This window comes from Rhodococcus sp. NPDC058505, from assembly GCF_042720095.1.
GTDB lineage: Bacteria > Actinomycetota > Actinomycetes > Mycobacteriales > Mycobacteriaceae > Rhodococcus_G.
The window spans coordinates 99,032-115,478 of the sequence record NZ_JBHXNB010000012.1 but is presented as its reverse complement, the minus strand read 5'-3'; the positions used below and the strand labels follow the sequence as shown (position 1 = coordinate 115,478).

General features: G+C 70.4%; 10 protein-coding genes. 4 read left to right on the top strand and 6 right to left on the bottom strand.

Features of this window, described 5'->3' with window-relative positions:
• The first annotated feature begins 24 nt into the window (after nt 1-24).
• Genes ACFWPA_RS11855 through ACFWPA_RS11845 form a run of 3 tightly spaced genes read left to right on the top strand, consistent with a single transcriptional unit; the run spans nt 25 to nt 4,636 of the window.
• Nucleotides 25-1,737 carry a pyruvate dehydrogenase gene (locus ACFWPA_RS11855; protein WP_378570268.1) on the top strand — a complete coding sequence of 571 codons (1,713 nt, stop codon included), beginning with the start codon at nt 25-27 and terminating at the stop codon, nt 1,735-1,737.
• 49 nt (nt 1,738-1,786) lie between these two features.
• On the top strand, nt 1,787-3,127 hold the full coding sequence (gene ilvA, locus ACFWPA_RS11850) for a threonine ammonia-lyase IlvA (protein ID WP_378507872.1): 1,341 nt from the start codon (nt 1,787-1,789) through the stop codon (nt 3,125-3,127).
• Nucleotides 3,128-3,178: 51 nt separating this feature from the next.
• Entirely contained in the window at nt 3,179-4,636 is a 1,458-nt protein-coding gene (locus tag ACFWPA_RS11845) for an NAD-dependent succinate-semialdehyde dehydrogenase (protein WP_378570257.1), read from the top strand.
• Nucleotides 4,637-4,679: 43 nt separating this feature from the next.
• Here ACFWPA_RS11845 and ACFWPA_RS11840 read toward each other — a convergent pair whose 3' ends face one another.
• Nucleotides 4,680-5,792: a hypothetical protein gene (locus ACFWPA_RS11840; protein ID WP_378570255.1), complete on the bottom strand. Its 1,113-nt coding sequence runs from the start codon at nt 5,790-5,792 to the stop codon at nt 4,680-4,682.
• A gap of 155 nt (nt 5,793-5,947) precedes the next feature.
• Complete coding sequence (treZ, locus tag ACFWPA_RS11835; protein ID WP_378570253.1) at nt 5,948-7,690, bottom strand: malto-oligosyltrehalose trehalohydrolase; 1,743 nt, start codon at nt 7,688-7,690, stop codon at nt 5,948-5,950.
• 746 nt (nt 7,691-8,436) lie between these two features.
• Between treZ and ACFWPA_RS11830 the strand changes: the two genes are divergently transcribed.
• The gene (locus ACFWPA_RS11830) at nt 8,437-8,850 is read left to right on the top strand and encodes a hypothetical protein (protein WP_378570251.1); all 414 of its coding nucleotides are present in this window, start codon (nt 8,437-8,439) and stop codon (nt 8,848-8,850) included.
• A 31-nt stretch (nt 8,851-8,881) separates the two neighbouring features.
• Here the strand turns inward: ACFWPA_RS11830 and ACFWPA_RS11825 are convergent, their stop codons facing one another.
• The 4 genes from ACFWPA_RS11825 to ACFWPA_RS11810 all read right to left on the bottom strand — a co-directional run bounded on the left by ACFWPA_RS11825 (nt 8,882) and on the right by ACFWPA_RS11810 (nt 16,368).
• Nucleotides 8,882-9,691 carry a mycofactocin-coupled SDR family oxidoreductase gene (locus ACFWPA_RS11825; protein WP_378507956.1) on the bottom strand — a complete coding sequence of 270 codons (810 nt, stop codon included), beginning with the start codon at nt 9,689-9,691 and terminating at the stop codon, nt 8,882-8,884.
• A 107-nt stretch (nt 9,692-9,798) separates the two neighbouring features.
• The gene (gene treY / locus ACFWPA_RS11820) at nt 9,799-12,156 is read right to left on the bottom strand and encodes a malto-oligosyltrehalose synthase (protein ID WP_378570249.1); all 2,358 of its coding nucleotides are present in this window, start codon (nt 12,154-12,156) and stop codon (nt 9,799-9,801) included.
• A gap of 1 nt (nt 12,157) precedes the next feature.
• A complete protein-coding gene (glgX, locus tag ACFWPA_RS11815) occupies nt 12,158-14,272 on the bottom strand; it encodes a glycogen debranching protein GlgX (protein ID WP_378570247.1) in 2,115 nt (704 codons plus the stop codon).
• Between the two features lie 44 nt (nt 14,273-14,316).
• Entirely contained in the window at nt 14,317-16,368 is a 2,052-nt protein-coding gene (locus tag ACFWPA_RS11810; protein WP_378570245.1) for an acyltransferase family protein, read from the bottom strand.
• Nucleotides 16,369-16,447 lie beyond the last annotated feature (79 nt).

Genomic DNA, 16,447 nt, shown 5'->3' with positions numbered 1-16,447 from the left:
GCCCCCCACGTGGTCGCCGCGGGTGTGCGCGCATACACGGCCACCGGCGCGCCCAGCCTTACCCGGAGCTTCGAGCCCGCCCGCCCCCCCGGAGGGGCTGCGGCGGGCGGCATCGACTGGATCCACGTCCGGCACGAGGAGGCGGCGGCGTTCGCGGCGTCCGCGGACGCGCAGGTGACGGGGGAGCTCGCGGTGTGCGCGGGCTCCTGCGGGCCGGGCAACCTGCACCTGATCAACGGTCTTTACGACGCGAACCGGTCCGGTGCGCCGGTCCTCGCGATCGCCTCGCACATCCCGAGCACCCAGATCGGCACCGGCTACTTCCAGGAGACCCACCCGGACCGGCTGTTCGTCGAGTGTTCGGTGTACGCCGAACTCGTCAGCTCCCCGGCGCAGGCGCCGCGGGTGGTGCACACCGCGATGCGGCACGCGCTCGCCGGGCCGGGTGTCGCGGTGATCACGCTGCCCGGCGATGTCGCGGACCGGCCCGCCGAGGGAACGCCCCCCACGCTGGTTCGGACCCGGCCGCCCGCGCTGGTCCCGGATGCCGGGGACGTCGCCGCCCTCGCCGACGCGATCAACGCCGCGCAGCGGGTGGCGATCTTCGCCGGGGCCGGGGTGCGCGACGCCCGCGACGAGGTCCTCGCGCTCGCCGAGCGGATCGGTGCGCCGATCGGGCACACCCTGCGCGGCAAGGAGTGGATCCAGTACGACAACCCGTTCGACGTCGGGATGACCGGGCTGCTCGGCTACGGCGCGGCGCACGACGGCATGCACGACGCCGACCTGCTGCTGCTGATCGGCACCGACTTCCCGTACGACCAGTTCCTGCCCGACGACGTTCGCACCGCTCAGATCGACAGTGACGCGGCGAAACTCGGGCGCCGCACCGGTCTGGACATCGCGGTGCACGGCGACACGGCCAGCACGCTGCGTGCGGTGGCGCCGCTGATCGAGCGCGCACCGGACCGCGCGTTCCTCGATGCGCAGCTGACGCGGCACCGCACGCTGATGGACCGGGTGGTCGGCGCCTACACCGGGGACGTGAGGCAGCGCAGGCCGATTCACCCCGAGTACGCGGCGGCACTGCTCGACGACCTCGCCGCGCCGGACGCGGTGATCACCGCGGACACCGGCATGTGCAACGTGTGGACCGCCCGCTACCTGAACCCGAACGGGCAGCGGCGGTTCCTGTCGTCGGCGCTGCACGGGTCGATGGCGAACGCGCTGCCGCACGCGCTCGGCGCCCAGGTGGCCTGCCCGGGGCGGCAGGTGATCTCGGTGTCCGGTGATGGTGGGTTGTCGATGCTGTTGGGGGAGTTGATCACCGTTGCGGCGACCCGTCTCCCGGTCAAGGTGGTGGTGTTCGACAACTCGACGCTCGGCATGGTGAAGCTGGAGATGCTCGTCGACGGACTGCCGGACTTCGGTGTCGACGTGCCCGGTGTCGACTACGCGGCGGTCGCGTCGGCGCTCGGGTTGTTCGCGCGCCGGGTCGAGGATCCCGCGGACGTCGAGGCCGGACTGCGGGCCGTGCTCGACCACGACGGCCCCGCCCTGCTTGACATCGTCACCGACCCGATGGCGCTGTCGCTGCCGCCGTCGATCAGCGCCGGTCAGGTGCGGGGTTTCGCGCTGGCGATGTCGAAGATGGTGATGAACGGCGGCGTCGGCGAGGCCGTGAAGATGGCGAAGTCGAATCTGCGCAACATTCCCCGGCCGTCGCAGTTCGGGTAGGGCGCGGCCCGGGTGACCCGGACGGCCCGTGAGGTGGCAACATGGACGGGTGTCGAACACCCGGGAATGTGCTGATGTGAAGGCCGCGCTGCTCGACGCGCGCGAGATCGATGCCGCCGCGACGCGAATTTCCGGAGTCGTCGAGGCGACCCCGCTGCAGTTCTGCCCCCGATTGTCCGCCGACACCGGCGCGCGGGTGTACCTCAAGCGGGAAGACCTTCAGGTGGTCCGCTCGTTCAAGATCCGCGGCGCCTACAACCTGATCGTGCAGCTCAGCGACGAGGAACGGGCCGCGGGCGTGGTGTGCGCGAGCGCGGGCAACCACGCGCAGGGCGTGGCGTTCGCGTGCCGCAGCATGGGCATCCGGGGCCGGATCTACGTCCCGTCGAACACGCCGCGGCAGAAGCGTGACCGGATCCTCGCGCACGGCGCCGGGTTCGTGGAACTGATCGCGACCGGCGAAACCTACGACGCGGCGGCGGAGGCAGCCGCGGACGACGCCCGCCGCACCGGGGCGACGATGGTCCCGCCGTTCGACGATCCGCGGACCGCGGCAGGTCAGGGCACGATCGCCGCGGAGATCCTGGACCAGCTGGGCGAGGAGCCGGGCACCGTGATCGTGCCGGTCGGCGGCGGCGGCCTGATCGCGGGCATCGCGACGTACCTGCACGAGCGGTCGCCCGCGACCGCGATCGTCGGGGTCGAGCCGAGCGGTGCCGCGTCGATGACCGCGGCGCTGGTCGCAGGCGCGCCGGTGACGCTGCCGGAGATCGACCCGTTCGTGGACGGGACCGCGGTCCGCCGGATCGGTGACCTGCCGTATGCGGTGCTGTCCGGGCTCGGGGTCGAGGTGGTCTCGCACAGTTCGCTGCCGCTGGTCACGCGCACCGCAGCGGGCGCGGGCAACGTCACGATGACGCACGCCGACGAGGGCGCGGTGTGCACGGCGCTGCTCGGGCTCTACCAGAACGAGGGGGTCATCGCGGAGCCGTCGGGTGCGCTGTCGGTGGCCGCGCTCGCGGACCTGCGCGTCGAGCCCGGCTCGACGGTGGTGTGCCTGATCTCGGGCGGCAACAACGACGTGTCCCGCTACGGGGAGATCCTCGAACGGTCCCTCGTCCACCTCGGCCTCAAGCACTACTTTCTGGTCAACTTCCCGCAGGAGCCGGGCGCGCTGCGACGGTTCCTCGGGGAGGTCCTCGGGCCGGAGGACGACATCACCCTGTTCGAGTACGTCAAGCGCAACAACCGGGAGACCGGGACCGCGCTGGTCGGCATCGAACTCGGGTCCGCCGACGGGATCAACGGCCTGCTCGAGCGGATGGCGGCCTCGCCGATGAAGGTCGAGCAGCTCGAACCGGGCTCGCCCGCCTACCGCTACCTGATCTGATCGGCGGCCGCGCGGCGAGCGGCCGCACCGCCGCCGTGACAGGGTGATTCCATGAGCCAATTCGACGAACTCCTCGCCGCCGTTCCCACGGGACTGTGGATCGACGGCTCACCGGGGGCCGCGGTGCGGGGCGGCACGTTCGCGGTACACGACCCGGCGACGGGGACGGTCCTCACCGAGGTCGCCGACGCGACGGCCGAGGACGCGCTGCGTGCCCTCGACGCCGCCAGCCGTGCGCAGCGTGAGTGGGCCGCGACCGCCCCCCGGGAGCGCGCCGAGATCCTCCGCGCCGCATGGCAACTCGTCACCGACCGGGCCGAGGACTTCGCCCTGCTGATGACCCTCGAAATGGGCAAGACGCTGGCCGAGAGTCGCGGCGAGGTTGCCTACGGGGCGGAATTCCTGCGCTGGTTCAGTGAGGAGGCGCCGCGGATCCAGGGCCGCTACACCACCGCGCCGTCCGGCAACGGCCGGATCCTGGTGACCAAGGCGCCGGTCGGGCCGTGCCTGGCGATCACGCCGTGGAACTTCCCGCTGGCGATGGGCACCCGCAAGATCGGTCCCGCGCTCGCGGCCGGCTGCACGATGCTCGTCAAACCGGCCTCGGAAACCCCGCTGACGATGCTGCTGCTGGCCCGGGTGTTCGCCGACGCCGGGCTGCCCGCCGGTGTGCTGTCGGTGCTGCCGACCTCCGACGCCGCCGCGGTCAGCGGTTCGCTGCTCGCGGATCCGCGGCTGCGGAAGGTGACGTTCACCGGCTCGACGGGGGTCGGGAAGACGCTGCTCGAGCAGTCCGCCGGGCAGGTGCTGCGGACGTCGATGGAGCTCGGCGGCAACGCGCCGTTCGTGGTATTCGACGACGCGGACGTCGACGCCGCCGTCGAGGGGGCGATGGCCGCGAAGATGCGCAACGGCGGCGAGGCGTGCACGGCAGCGAACCGGCTGATCGTCGCCAACGCGGTGCGGGAGGAGTTCACCGCGAAGCTCACCGACCGGATCGCGGCGTTGACCGTCGGGCCGGGCTACCGGGACGGCAGCGACATCGGGCCGCTGATCAACGAGAAGCAGCGCACCAGCGTCACCGACCTGGTCGACGACGCGGTCGCGGCGGGCGCCCGGATCCGGACGGGCGGCGGACCGGTGGACGGGCCCGGCTGGTTCTACCGGCCGACCGTCCTCGACAACGTGCCCACCGACGCCCGGATCGTGGCCGAGGAGATCTTCGGGCCGGTGGCGGCGATCACCGGGTTCGACACCGAGGACGAGGCCGTCGCTGCGGCGAACGGCACCGAGTTCGGTTTGGCCGCCTACATTTACACGCGGTCGCTGGACCGCTCCCTGCGGGTCGCGGACGCCCTCGAGACGGGCATGGTCGGCGTCAACCGGGGCGTGATCTCCGACCCAGCCGCCCCGTTCGGCGGCGTCAAGCAGTCCGGGCTCGGCAGCGAGGGCGGCACCGAGGGAATCGAGGAGTATCTCGAGACGAAATACGTTGCGCTGGAACTCTGATCAGTCGGGGTGTGGACGAGGCGCCGTCCACACCCCGGTGGTGTCAGTTGTTGATCGGGGTGAAGCCGCTGCCAGCGACGCCGCGCGGATTGAGATCATCCAGGATGTTCTTGGCCGAGGTGTTGACCCACGGCGGGATATCGGGTGTGGTCGCCGTGACGATGCCGACCCACTTGCCGGTACCCTTCAGTACCACCGGGCCACCGGAGTCACCGCCATTGAAGCCAGCCGCAGCGCGGATCATGCCGTTGCTGACGAAGGTGATGACGCCGCTGGAGGGGGTTGTGATAACCGTCGGAACGGTCATGAGGTCGGGGTCTCGATCGGTTCTGGCTCCGTACAGCTCGACATGGTTGAACAGGATTCCGGGCAGTGCCGGTGCGCCGCTCGCGTTGGTGTAAATGGAATTCACCTTGAGGGGTTTGCCGCCGCCTGCCGTGCTCGCGACCGGTTTACCAGCCTTGTCCAGCACCTGGCTCGAGAGCTGCACGTCAGGCGCGAACTCGATCACCATGTAGTCGGTTCGGCTGGTGGGGTCGGTCTGGTACGGGTTGTCGGCGCATGCTTCGTTGTCGCCACCGGTTTCACCGCTCTCGCAGGTGTCGGCGTCGACCCAGCGGATCCATCCGATCGGGTCGGGTGCTGGCGTGCCTGGGTGCTGCTGAGTCCACTTCGACGCGTTCTTGTCGTAGACGGGGTACTTGGAAAGGTCCTTATCGGATACCTCCACGCCGCGCGTCGGACCGGGGTGCAGCGGTGCGCCCCATTCCTTCGACCACGACGATTGGGTGCAGTGCCCGGCGGTGATCCCTACCTTGCGGCCAGCGGCATCGGTGCCGACGGGACCCAGGGTGCAGGACTTCGCCGCGGTGAACTTACCCGCGTCTCGCGCCGTCTCAAGGAAGTCCGTTCTGGCCTGTCCGCTGAGCTCATCGGGAACCGGGGTGAAATTGGTCCAGTCGCCGGTGAAGTCGAGGTACATCCCCGGGTACGCGGTCGGGACATCTCGGGGCTCGTATGCATTCCAGTTGTTTCCGTCGAGTGCGTCGATGATCAGTGCGTTGGCGGTTGTCGCCGTCGCAGTGGTTAGTCCCGCGGTGAGGGCCAGCGTGGCAAGTGTTCCGGCGAACATCCGGGTCGTGGTCGTGCGCGTCATGCGTTGTCCTGTCTGTGTACGGGCTGTGCGCGCGTGAGCGTACTGACAGGTCTGGTCTATCGGAGAAGATCGTGAAAATGCATGTGCAGCAGCTCTTTTGATGATCATCGATTCCGCAGGGGGTGGGGCGTTCGCTTGGCTCGTGCGGTTGTACTTCAGTTCGCGGTGTCCAGCACCGCGAACGAGTGGCCGGGCAGGACCGTCGCCGCGCCGGTCGGGTCCTGGGTCGGCGGGTCCCACCACAGCACCGGGGTGCCGCCGACGGGGACGGTCACCGGCTCGCTCCCGAGATTGCACGCCAGATGGATCGTGTTGCGGTGCAGCGCAATCCACTGGGCGTCCTCGTCGTAGTCCACCGCGACCCGGTCGAGCCACGGGTCGGTCAGGTCGGAGCGGTCGGCGCGCAGCGCGAGCAGGTCGCGGTAGCTGCGCAGCAGTCGGTCGTGTGGCGCCGCGTCGGGTTCGGTCCAGTCCAGTTTCGACCGATCGAAGGTGCGCGGGTCCTGTGGGTCCGGGATGTCGGTCGCGGGCCATCCGTGCGCCGCGAACTCCGCGACCCGCCCCGCCGCGGTCGCCGCCGCGAGGCCCGGCTCCGGGTGCGAGGTGAAGTACCGGAACGGCGTGCTGGCGCCCCACTCCTCGCCCATGAACAGCATCGGGGTGAACGGCGAGCACAGGACCAGCGCCGCCTTGATCGCGAGCTGGCCGAAGGTCAGGTAGGCGCCGGGTCGGTCGCCGGTCGCCCGGTTCCCCACCTGGTCGTGGGTGCAGGTGTAGGCGAGCAGGGCGCTGGCCGGGGTGCGTCGGATGTCGAGCGGCCGTCCGTGGGTGCGGCCGCGGAAGGTCGAGTAGGTGCCCGCGTGAAAATAGCCCTGCCGCAGCGTGGTCGCCAGGCACTGGAGGGAACCGAAGTCGCCGTAGTAGCCCTGACGTTCACCGGAGACGGCGGCGTGGATGGCGTGGTGGACGTCGTCGTTCCAGTGGGCGTGCAGGCCGTGCCCGCCCGCCGCCCGCGGGGTGATCAGGGTGGGGTCGTTGCGATCGGACTCGGCGATCAGGGTGAGCGGGCGGCCCAGGTGGGTGGACAGGGACTCGGTTTCGACGGCGAGCTGTTCGAGGAGATGGGTTGCGGTGCGGTCGACGAGGGCGTGCACCGCGTCCAGCCGCAGGCCGTCGATGTGGAAGTCCCGCATCCAGCGCAGCGCGTTGTCGATGACGAACCGGCGGACCGGACCGGAGTCGGGGCCGTCGAGGTTGACGGCCGCGCCCCACGCGGTGTCGCCGGCGGTGAGATACGGACCGAACCGGTCCAGGTGGTTCCCGGACGGGCCGAGGTGGTTGTGGACGACGTCGAGGAGCACGCCGAGACCGTGCCGGTGGCAGGCGTCGACGAACCGCTGCAGCCCGTCGGGCCCGCCGTACTGCTCGTGGACCGCGTACCAGAGCACGCCGTCGTATCCCCAATTGTGGGTGCCGTTGAACGCGTTGACGGGCATCAGTTCGACGAAGCCGACCCCCAGACGGACGAGGTGGTCGAGGTGTTCGGTGGCGCTGTCGAACGTCCCCTCCGGGGTGAACGTGCCGATGTGCAGTTCGTAGACGACGCTGCCCGCGAGTTGGCGTCCGGTCCAGCCGGTGTCGGTCCAGCGCGCCGGGTCGACGGAGTGCAGCATCGACGGGGCGTGGACGCCGTCCGGCTGGCGGGGTGAGCGTGGGTCGGGGAGCACGGTGGGATCCTCGTCGAGGACGAAGCCGTATCTGCCGCCCGGCTCGGCCGGGACGGTGGCGTGCCACCGGTCGCCCGGGCCGCGGACCATCTCGTGGAGTTCCCCGTCGACGTGGAGGCGGACGCGGTGCGGACGAGGGGCCCAGACGTCGAAGCGTCGTGCGCTGCTCATGCGACCAGGATGCCGGAATCGGGTGCCGTCGGGGAGCCGGACCGATTTGGTCAACCGTTCAATTGGTTGGGCGTCCAGTTTATTCGCGAAAGGGTTAACGATTGGCTAACGATGAGATCTTGTGTCACCCTCACGATGATTTCGGTGTAGGTTCCAATTTGAAATTGATTGCGCATCGACTGGTGCCCTCTCTGGTGCTCTTTCGGGCGGCTTGGGTCACTGTTCGGTCAAGATTCGGTCAAGTTGATGTGACTCTCAATTACGGTTCAGCTAACCGGGGAGGGTTGTCGAACGTGGCATATGTGAGTGCGTGGGGCCGCGACGGTGTGGACACCGCGTCGGGTGGGTCCTGGCGTGGCCGGGACGTCGCGGCGGCGTGTGAGATTCCGGGTTGCGGACGGCCGGTCGCGGCCGCGGGTGATGCGTGCGCGCACTGCCGGGTCGCGTATGCGACCACCCTCCCCTTCGGGGAGCGGAGGCCGATGCGGGCGTGCTGCTGGGTGTGCGGCGGGCACGCGGTCGACGCCGAAACGCCCTGCTCGGACTGTGCGCCGATTGTCGGGGCCCGAGCCGCCGTGACCGGATATGCCGTGGGGGCGGCCCCTGACATCTTCGGGGCGGCCTCGGTCGGCGGCGCCGAGCAGCGGCTCGCCTCCATCCGATAGCGCGGCCGCTCGATAGCGCAACCCGGGTTGTCAGGTTAGTCTTGACGTATCAGTCAAACTAACCTTGACAGGAGGCTTGTTGTGGACAGCCTGATCGAACGCGCGCTCGCCGCCGACATCGCCGACAGTGTGGACGCGGTGACCGCCGCTGGGCTGGCGGAGGTGGGCAGGCAGGCCGACGTGATCGTCGGCGCAGGACCGCTGCCCGGAACTCCGGAGTGGGTGGCGGAGGAGGGGACCGAGATCCCGGCCACCCGGCAGCTCGCCTGGCAGTTGACCTCGGTGCGGCTGCAACTCGCGGCGGGCCTCGACTGCTCCGACACGATCGTCGTGCTCCGCGCGGGCGGGGTGACCTGGTCGCTGATCGCCAGGGCGGCGGGCATCACCCGGCAGGCCGCGCACGAGCGATGGGGCGGGCGGGTTCGTGATGTCCTCGACCGCTACGGCGACGGCATGCCCGACAGCGTCGCCGACGACGAACCGCCGACCGGATAGGTCCGGCCGGCGGTTCGGGTGGAGCGGGGGATCAGCGCGCGGCGTTACCCAGATCGATCGGCATGTTGATGCCGGTGATGTGGTGTGCCTCGTCGGAGGACAGGAACGCGACGACGTTCGCGACATCCTCGGGTTCGCTGAAGCCGTAGGGCAGTGTCGCCATGAACGTCGGGGCGAGGGTGTCGGCGAAGCGCTCCATGAGCGGCAGCGCATCGGTCATCACCATGCCGGTGTTGACGCCGTACGGGTGGACGCTGTTGACGCGGATCTTGTGCATGCCGAGTTCGTTTGCCATGGTGCGGGTCAGCCCGGCGACGCCAGCCTTGCTCGCCACGTAGTGGCCGAAGAACGAGGCGCCGGTCAGGGCGGACACCGAGCTGGTGATGACGATCGAGCCGCCCTCGCCCTGCTCGATGAGCTTCGGGATCGCCGCCTTGCAGGTGAAGAACACGCCGGTCAGGTTGACGTCGATGGTCTCCTGCCACTGCTCCGGGGTGATCTCCCAGGACAGTGCCGCCGAGCAGATGCCCGCGTTCGCGACGACGTAGTCGAGGCGGCCGAACATCTCGAGGCCCGCGTCGAGGGCGGCGGTGACGGCGGCGAAGTCGCGGACGTCGGCCTTGGTGGCGACGATCTTGCCGCCCTGTTCCTCGACCAGGCGCACGGTCTCGGCGAGGTCCTCCTCGGTGGCGCCCGCGTAGGCGGTCGAGTCGAACTTCACGCACGCGTCGAGCGCGATGACGTTCGCGCCCTCGGACGCGAACTTCACGGCCTCGGCCCTGCCCTGCCCGCGGGCCGCGCCCGTGATGAATGCGACCTTGCCTTCGAAGCGATTGCCCATGTGCTTGACGTCCTCCAGGTACCGAAGATGAGTTGTGCTTCGCATCACGGTAGATGCTGAAACGGCACGGCGTGCCACTTTGTCTCGTTCAGTGGCATGTCGGCACGTCAGCTCAGGGTGAGCAGCGCGACCGGGCGCCGGACGAACAGGGTGGCGAGGTCGACGCGGCCGCGGTACACGGTTCCCGTCAACCGATCGGTCCACCTCCCCGGCGGCAGCAGCACGCTGGTCTCCGCCCATCCCCGCCCGAACAGCGACACCGACAGCCGGACCGCCAGCGCGATCACCTCCTCGCCGCGGCGGAACCCGACCAGGTGCCGCGCCGACGGGCCGTCCGCGACCACCGGCGTGTAGCTGCCGCCGACGAAGCACCCCGGTCGTTCCCGGCGCAGTCGCAGCGACTCCCGCACCACCAGCAGCTTGACCGACTCGTCGACCGCGGTGCCGGGGTCGACGCGGGCGAGCAGGCGCCGCCGCACCTCGAACCCGACCGGACGCCGGTTGTCGGGGTCGACGAGCGAGTCCTCCCACAGTTCGGTGCCCTGGTAGACGTCGGGAATGCCGGGCCCGGTGAGCTGCAACAACTTCTGGCCGACGGAGTTCATCCTGCCGTGCACGGTGAGGCGACGGACCAGCGCCGACATCGACCGCGCCGCAGGCCCCCGCAGCACGGCGTCGATCCAGTCGCGCACCCGCGTCTCGTATGCCTCGTCAACGGACACCCAGTCGGTGTGGACGGCGGCCTCACGGACCGCCTTCGTTGCGTACTCGTGCAGACGCCGTCGCAGCGCCGATGTCGGTTCACTGTCCGCGGGCCACACCCCGAACATCGTCTGCCACAGCAGCAGTCCGGTCGTTGGGTCCGGGCTCGGCGTCGAGTGTTCCCAGTCGTCAACCGACCGGGCCCACAGCTCCGCGACCTGGGATAGCACCGAGATCCGGGCGCGGACGTCCTCGCCGCGCTTGGTGTCGTGGGTGGAGAGGGTCGTCATCGCCGCGGGCCACAGCCGAGCCCGCTCGGCCTGCAGCAGGTGGAACTGCGGCACCGGGATCGCGAACCGGCCCGGATCGCCCCCGACCTCCTGCAGTGAGATCAGCCGCGCGGTCCGGTAGAACAGCCGATCCTCGACCGCCTTTGCTGCCGCCGCGCCGCACAGCTGCTGAAGGCGGGTCGCGGCCTCACCGCCCGCCGCGGCGGCCCCGGCGAGCGCGGCAATGGCGGCGGCGAGATCCGGTCGGGCCGCGGTGGTCTCGCCGATGGCGGTCGTGAGCACCCCCGCGGTGGTGGCGTAGTCGGTGCGGTAGACCGGGATCCGGGCCACCGTCTCGATCAGGGCGTCCGTCTCTATCAGGGCATCGGCCAGCGGCGCGGTGCCGCCGGGGATCCCGCCGTCGCGGCGGATCGCCTCGACGAGCCGCTCGACCTCCGGTTTCAGTCCGCCCGACAGGATTTCGCGCTTTGCCACGATGGCCGCGTCGGCGAGGGCGACGGCATCGCCCCGATTCCCGGTCCGGTCGAGGTGCAGCCGGGTCAGCGGCGCTTCCCCCGACGGATCGACGAACACCCCGCCGAACTCGGCGAGGGCGTCGTATCCGGTGGTCCCGTCGATCGGGAGGGACGGGTCGAGTCGCTCACCCGCGCCGAGGATCTTCTCGATCACCAGCCATCGACGCGGACCAAGAATCGACCGCAGCCTGGTGAGGTAGCCCGACGGGTCGGCGAGACCGTCCGGGTGGTCGACGCGGACGCCGTCGACAAGGTCCTCCGCGAACCAGGTCGCGGGCTCCCGGTGGGTTGCCTCGAAGACCACCGGATCCTCCTGCCGCAGCGCGGCAAGCGAGTCGACGGTGAAGAACCGCCGGTACCCGATCCGTCCGCTGCGCCACGGCACCAGCTCATATGCCTGACGGCCGTGCACCCGCGCGGCGTCGTCGCCAGCACCGGCCGTGCCGGGCGCGACCGGGAACCGGTGGTCGTGGTACACCAGTTCCGGGTCCGCGCCGGGGAAGTGCGTGCCCGAGTCCGGGATGTGGAGCCGCAGCGCGTCCGCATCGTCGCCGAGGATCGGGATCTCGAAACGTCCCCGGCTCCAGTCGATGTCGAAGTGGTCGGCGTGCGGCGAGTCGCGACCGCGGCGCAGCACGTCCCACCACCACCGATTCTGCTCGGGCGCCGCGACCCCGACATGATTCGGGACCAGGTCGACGACCACCCCCATCCCGCGGGCGCGCAGGTCGGCGACGAGTGCCTCGAGTGCGGGACGGCCACCGAGCGCCGCAGCCACCCGGGTCGGATCCGTGACGTCGTACCCGTGGGTCGACCCGTCGACGGCCGTCGCCACCGGGGACAGGTACACGTGCGAGACGCCGAGATCCTGCAGGTACCCGGCCAGTTCACGGACCCGCCGCAGATCCAACAGGTCCGGCCGCAGCTGCAGTCGGTAGGTGGAGGTGACCGCCTGCACGTCAGGCCGCCCGGCGCAGGACCGCCAGCGCCCGCGCGCCCACCTGCACCGATCCGCCGCCGCGGACCGTCTCGTCGGAGCGGCCGGTCGGGGTGGTCGTGTCCAGGACGACGTCCCAGCGGTCGCCGCCGACGGCGCGGTCGCCCGCGGAGGGCACCGCGAACTCGATCCCCTGGTCGTGCGCGTTGAAGCACAGCAGGAACGAGTCGTCGGTCACCGGTTCGCCGCGGTGATCCGGTTCGCGGATCGCGTCACCGCCGAGGTACGCGGACAGCGACCGGCCGAACCCGCTGTCCCAATCCCGTTCGGTCATCTCGACTCCGGTCGGGGTGAGCCACACGATGTCGCGGTCGGCGCCGCCGGCGGGACGGCCCTCGAAGAACCGGCGCCTGCGGAACACCGGGTGTGCGGCCCGCAACCCGATGACGGTGCGGGTGAACTCCAGCAGATCCGAATTCGATTCCGCCAGAGACCAGTCCATCCATGTCAGCGGCGAGTCCTGGCAGTACGCGTTGTTGTTGCCGCGTTGGCTGCGGCCGAACTCGTCGCCGTGCGCCAGCATCGGCGTGCCCTGGCTCAGGAACAGGGTCGCGAGCAGGTTGCGACGCTGCCTCGCGCGCAGCGCGAGGATCTCCGCGTCGTCCGTCGCGCCCTCCACCCCACAGTTCCAGGAACGGTTGTGGCTCTCCCCGTCACGATTGTCCTCACCGTTGGCGAGGTTGTATTTGTCGTTGTAGGACACCAGGTCCGCGAGGGTGAACCCGTCGTGCGCGGTGACGAAGTTGATGCTCGCCCCCGGCCGCCTGCTGGTCGCCTCGTACAGGTCCGACGACCCGGTGAGGCGGGAGGCGAACTCGCCCAACGTCGACGGGACACCCCGCCAGTAGTCGCGGACCGTGTCCCGGTACTTGCCGTTCCACTCGGTCCACAGCCCGGGGAAGTTTCCGACCTGGTAGCCGCCCTCGCCGACATCCCACGGTTCCGCGATCAGCTTCACCTGGCTGACGATCGGATCCTGCTGCACCAGGTCGAAGAACGCGGACAGCCGGTCCACGTCGTGCAGTTCCCTGGCCAGCGTCGAGGCAAGGTCGAAGCGGAACCCGTCGACGTGCATCTCGGTGACCCAGTACCGCAACGAGTCCATGATCAGCTGCAGGGTGTGCGGGTGCCGGGCGTTCAGGCTGTTGCCGGTGCCGGTGTAGTCCAGGTACCGGGACCGATCGCCGTCGACGAGCCGGTAGTAGGCGGCGTTGTCGATGCCCCGGAAGTTCAGCGTCGGGCCGTGCTCGTTGCCCTCCGCGGTGTGGTTGTAGACGACGTCGAGGATCACCTCGATGCCCGCCGCGTGGAACGCGCGCACCATCGCCTTGAACTCGGCGACCGCACCGGACGCCTTCGCCGCCGACGAATACTCCACGTGCGGGGCGAAGAACCCGACGGTGTTGTACCCCCAATAGTTGCGCAAACCCCGATCGAGCAGGACCTGATCGTGCAGGAACTGGTGCACCGGCATCAGCTCGATCGCCGTCACCCCCAGCCCGGTGAGATGGTCGACGACCACCGGGTGCGCGAGACCGGCGTACGTCCCCCGCAGCTCCGCGGGCACGCCCGGATGCGTCGCGGTCATGCCCTTGACGTGCGCCTCGTAGATCACCGTCTCGTGGTACGGCCGTCGCGGCGACCGGTCGGACCGCCAATCGAAGTACGGGTTGATCACCACCGTGGTCGCCGCGGGGCCCGCGGTGTCCGGGGAGGTGAGGTGAGCGGCGTTGAGGCTGGCGACGTCGAACGCCTTGCCGTAGGGATCGAGCAGCAGAATGCTCGGGTCGCACCGGTGCCCGAACGCCGGGTCGGACGGTCCGTGCACCCGGAAGCCGTACCGCTGCCCGGGAACGACGCCGGGCAGGTACGCGTGCCAGACGTAGCCGTCGACCTCGGTCAGGGCGATCCGCTCCTCGACACCGTCCCGGTCGATCAGGCACAACTCGACCGACTCGGCCACCTCGGAGAACAGCGAGAAGTTGGTGCCTGCGCCGTCATAGGTCGCGCCGAGCGGGTAGGCGCTCCCCGGCCACGCCCGGACCCGCGTCGGGGCGGGCGGATCGCTGCGCTCCATGCTCGCACCCTAGCCTCGATGCGGCATCCGGTCGCACCGGGCAGTCACCACCAGCCGCTGGCCCGGCCCAACTGTCGGTCGAGTTCGGGGGCGAGGGTGCGCGCGTAGGCGGTGCTCAGATGGTTGCTGTCCCGGTACACCAGAATGTTGCCTTCCACCACCCGGCAGCGGTCGGTCCGGCACACCCAATCCGACAGGTCGAGGGTGTGCGCGAGCGGCAGGTCCGCGGTCGCGGCCAGCGACGGGTCGACCTCGGAAAACACCCGGGCGCGGTCGATTCCGCAGCTCACGCTGGTGCCACCCGCCGCGAGACAGTCCGCGGCCCGATAGTTCACCGAATTCTCGGACAGCCACGGGGTGTCCCGGATCAGGGCCATCGGGATGCCGAGCTCGGAGAGCCGCGTCCACAGTCGGACGTACCCGTCGGGGGTGTGCTCACCCGGCTCGTAGGCGGGCAGCGGGCGGGTGGCGGTGCTGAACACCAGGTCCGGCGGCGCGGCGGCCAACGCGTCGACGACGCCCTCCGACCAGGCCTCGCACTCCTCGGGCTCGGCGCCTGGCGCGGCGAGCATCACCGGGCAGCCCACCTTCATGTAGGTCTCCAGCCGCAGCCCGCGATCGCGGGCGATGATCTCGAGCGCGGGGAACCAGTGTTCGGAATGGGAGCCGCCGATCACCGCGATGGTGCGGGTGGCGGCGGGATTGCCGTACACGCAGTGCACCGCCTCCAGCTCGCCGCCGCCCGGCAGGCAGCCGTCGGCGGTGGTGACCGGCAGATCCAGGTGCGCGACGTACCGGGACGGCTGCTCCACGCGGGGCGGGGCCTCGACCCCGCCGATGATCGCGGCCGCACCCGGATAGCGGTCCGCGTCGAGTGCGGCGATCCTGTGCAGCTGGTCCGACTCTGACGCGACGATGCCGATCCAGGTGGTCGTCGCGGCCACCACCGCGACCCCGAGCGCGCACACGCCGCCGACGAGTGCCCGCCGCCGCAGTGACGGCGCGCCGCGGCGGATCGGCTCCTCGACCAGCCGGGTGGTGAGTTCCGCGAGGACCAGCGAGATCCCGATGACGAGCAGGCCGCTGCGCAGGCCGATGGTCGGGCGGTCCATGGCGATCAGCGTGAAGATCAACACCGGCCAGTGCCACAGGTACAGCGAGTACGCGATGTCACCGAGCCGCTGCAGCGGCGGCGACGCCAGCAGCCGCGCGGCGGGGGTGTCGAGGGTCGCCGCGCCCGCGACGATGACCGCGATCGTCGCGCCGACGGGCACCAGCGCCCACGGTCCAGGGAAGTCGCTGCGGCCGTCGAGCACCATGCCGGTCGCGACGATCGCCGCAACGCCCGCGACCCCGAGCAGCGCCCGGATCACCCGCGGCACCCGCAGGTACGGCGCGATGCAGGCGAGCAGCCCGCCCGCGAGCAGCTCCCACAACCGCGCCCCGGTGTCGTAGTACATCCACGTCTGCGGCCGCTCGCCGAAGGTGGCGTAGGCGAACGAGACCGCGGTCGCGACCGCGAGCAGCGCGATGACCGGCCCCCGGACCGCGATCCGGCGCATCCGCAGCAGCCACGCCAGCGTGAACACCACCGCAAGCGCGAGCAGGTAGAACTGGCCCTGCACCGCGATCGACCACAGGTGCTGGAGCGGGCTGACCGACGGATCCGCAGCGAGGTAGTCGCTTGCCGTCTCCGCCAGATGCCAGTTCTCCCAGAACAACAGCGCCGCGCGACCCTGCTCGGCGAGCGCCAGCCAGGCCGTCGGCGCGATCAGCAGGGCGGCGGCGACCGTCGTCGCGGCCAGCACCAGCACCAGCGGCGCCAGCAGTCGGCGGGCGGTGCGCAGCAGGACCGGACGCGGATCCAGCGAACCCGCGGACTCCGCACCGCGCACCAGTGAGCCGATGAAGAAGAACCCGGCGAGGGCGAGGAAGACGTCGACGCCACCGGACACCCGCCCGAACCAGACGTGGAACACCACCACGAGCGCGATCGCTAGGCCCCGCAGGCCGTCTAGGTCGGCGCGGTGCGTCGAGCGGGTCGCGGGCGTGGGGAGAGCGGTCGTGGTGACGGGTGCGGTCGTGCGGACGGGCAAAGCTCTCCCTCGGTGCCTGCGGTGTATCGAGTTCGGGTGTGTCGGGCTCGGGTGTCGACCGCAGAGTCTAAGAGAGTGG